This is a genomic window from Fulvivirga lutimaris (assembly GCF_009711525.1).
GTDB classification, from domain to species: Bacteria; Bacteroidota; Bacteroidia; order Cytophagales; family Cyclobacteriaceae; genus Fulvivirga; species Fulvivirga lutimaris.
Genome location: NZ_SMLV01000144.1, coordinates 1 through 2,988 on the forward strand (window position 1 = coordinate 1; position 2,988 = coordinate 2,988).

At 37.4% G+C, this 2,988-nt stretch carries 1 protein-coding gene; it reads right to left on the bottom strand.

Annotation, left to right across the window (positions count from 1 at the left end):
* Positions 1 to 47: 47 nt before the first annotated feature.
* A complete protein-coding gene (locus E1140_RS00875; protein ID WP_155178066.1) occupies positions 48 to 2,954 on the bottom strand; it encodes a TonB-dependent receptor in 2,907 nt (968 codons plus the stop codon).
* Between the last annotated feature and the right edge of the window lie 34 nt (positions 2,955 to 2,988).

Here is a 2,988-nt window from a genome sequence, read left to right on the forward strand (position 1 = left end):
TCTAATATTAGAAAGGCTCTTTTGATTTTATTATGTTGGTCAATCTCTTAATTCATTAATTGATCGAACGTTATAGATAGATAGTAAATAGCACCAATATTTGGTCCTCCTAAACTTTGAATGTATTGTTTGTTAAGAATGTTGGATCCTCCAAGCTTAAGCATTGACTTAAGATTTTTAAGTTTATAGCTCACTTGAGCATCAACTGTGCTGAAAGATGGCACATCTCCTGTTGCAAATGAAGACTCCCAGAAGAACTCTTCCTGCCATCTATAAGTAACGTTGAAGCCTAGCTTGTCTGTGATCTTTCTGTTAGATAGACTTAAATTAAATTTATGCTCAGGAGTATTAAACTCAGAAAAACCTTGAGTTATTTCTGTATTTAACTTGTTCCAGTTATAATTACCACCAAGGTTGTAACCTTTCGGTAAACTATAAGTCAGGCCTATAACTGCACCTTGAGATGTCACTTCCTGATCGTAATTAGTGTAAATCTGAGCAGTATTTCCAGTGAAGGTACCATCATTTCTAAGTGTTAGTGACGACCCATTCAATAGTGATGCAGCAGCGGCTGGGTTTGCAAAAACATCAGCAGACGCCTTCCTTAATTGTATTTGAGTAATAAAGTCATTGTAGGTATTATGGTAATAAGCTAAATCAACCAAAAGTTTATTAGCAATTAAGCTTTTGTAACCTACCTCAATAGTTTTGATTTGTTCCGGCTTAACAGGTTTTGCATCTGTAAATGGAACCAATTGGCCAATTGCAGTACCAATAGCGCCACCAGAGAAGATGATATCAGTAAAAGCTCTAACAGATTCTATTGTGTAGGCATTAGTTGTAAGCTGGTACTTATTGTAATTATCCTCAAGGCCACCCAGTAATCTAGCCGATATAATATCTAAATCTATAAACTGACCCTGGGTTGTTGGTATTCTAAAACCAGTTTGATAAGATGCTCTAAAATTATGATTTTGAGCTACTGTGTAAACACCTGATATTCTTGGATTAAACTGGCCATCAAAATTTTCATTTTTATCATATCTTACTGAACCGGTTAATTTAAGGTTATCATTTAAAACTCTTTTAGCTGCTTGGGCGTATGCACCATATTCCTTGATTTGAATACCACCATCTTTGTCAGGGAAAATAGTACCCTCGGATCTTAAATCAAAAACTCTATAATTACCACCCATCTGAAGATCGAAAGCGTCTATTTGATTTTTAAAGTCATACTGTCCTTCGACATGGTATAGGTTTGTGGCATCATTAAATTTAGGTCCCGCTGGAACCACGCCATTTTGCTGACTTTCTTGTAATTGTTCAAATGTTGTTGAACCTTCTTCAAGAGGAAAGGCAGTATTCATTGCATTTTGTGCGAATTGATGTGCACTATATGAGTCTTGTAATGTTACCGAATTAGGATCATCACCAGGCCTGTAACCTTGGGCATAAAGAGACTGAAGGTAGAATAGAGGATAGCCTGTTAGGTAGTTAGCAACATCTCCACCAAATCGAGAATCATTAATTTTTTTACCTAGGAATTCAGCAATATATGAATCTCCAGAATTTTCACGAGTTGTATAAGCTCTTAAGTAGAAATTATCTCCCCTTAATTGTAAACGGTGTTGTTGAATACCAAAGTTTTTTAAGGAGTATCTTTGGGCTCCAGTATAAATACTTGTTCCAAAACCGCCATTATACAGATAGCTAAGTTCTACGTTATCATTTAATCTGTAATATAAGCCTACATTGGCCTTCATGTTTTTAGCTTTGTAGTCTACTATATTTTGCTCTTGGTAGCCAGGTGCCGATATAACATGATTAGGTAGGAATCCACTTTGAGCAAAACTCCAAGCAGAAACTCCAGGCTCAAAAACTCTCTGCTGAGCTACACTTTGCCAACCGACACTATTCGCAGAAGTTGTACTAAAACGAAGGATGTTCATATTAAGGGTTGCTTCATCACCCATAACATGCAATCTCTCGGCACCAGGATTGTCTCCACCAATACTTGCAAAAGGGTTCAATGCTGCATTTCTGTCTAATTGACTTGTTCCATGCCAGTCATCAGCCTGCATGTATGAAAAGTTAACTTTGAATGCAAACTTGTTATTAAAAGCTTTGGCATATCGAACAGATGCTTCATACATTGGAGCCATATCCTGATCTGCATCTGAACCTACATGGTTAACACCTATTTTAGCAAAAGCACTTGCACCCTGATAATCAAAAGCACTTTTACTGTTAACTAACAAAATACCATTAAAGGCATTTGGTCCATACAATGCTGAAGAGGCTCCTGGTATTAACTCAACACTTTCAACATCTAATTCAGACGGCCCATTAAGGTTACCTATTGGGAAGTTAAGGGCCGGAGCCTGAGTGTCCATTCCATCGGTTAATTGAACAAATCTGGTGTTACCAGTTGAACCAAAACCTCTTGTGTTAATGATTTGAAAGTTAATGCTACTTGTGGCAACATCCACACCCTTGAGGTTAGCAATACCTTTGTAGTAGTTGTCGGCTGAAGTATTTTGAACAGCCAAAATATCCATTTTTTCAATGGATACAGGAGACTGAAGGATGCTTTCTTCAACTCTTGAAGCCGAAACCACAACCTCTTGCCCGAGCATTGACTGCTCTTCCAAAGTTACGTTTAATCCCGTGGTATTGGCATTGGTAATTTCAATTTCTTGAGTGCTGAAACCAATGAAAGAAAAAACAAGGGTGAAGGGAGGAGCGTCATTGACAGAGAGATTGTATTCTCCATTGAAATCAGTAATAGTTCCTATTACTTTTCCTTTTACGATGATGTTTACACCTGCTAGAGGTTCTTCTGTTCCGGCATCAAGTACCTTTCCTGAAATGGTAGTCTGTCCGAATGCTTCCGGGGCAAGCCCGCAGAAGATTAAAAATGAAGCAATTGCAACTTTAGTAAAAATCTTATTCATAGATGTTAAGTTTTAAAAGCACTGTATAAATAGC

Bases quoted from the DNA above. Each gene is read 5' to 3' on its own strand.
- E1140_RS00875 (WP_155178066.1), bottom strand. From the start codon at position 2,954: ATGAATAAGATTTTTACTAAAGTTGCAATTGCTTCATTTTTAATCTTC.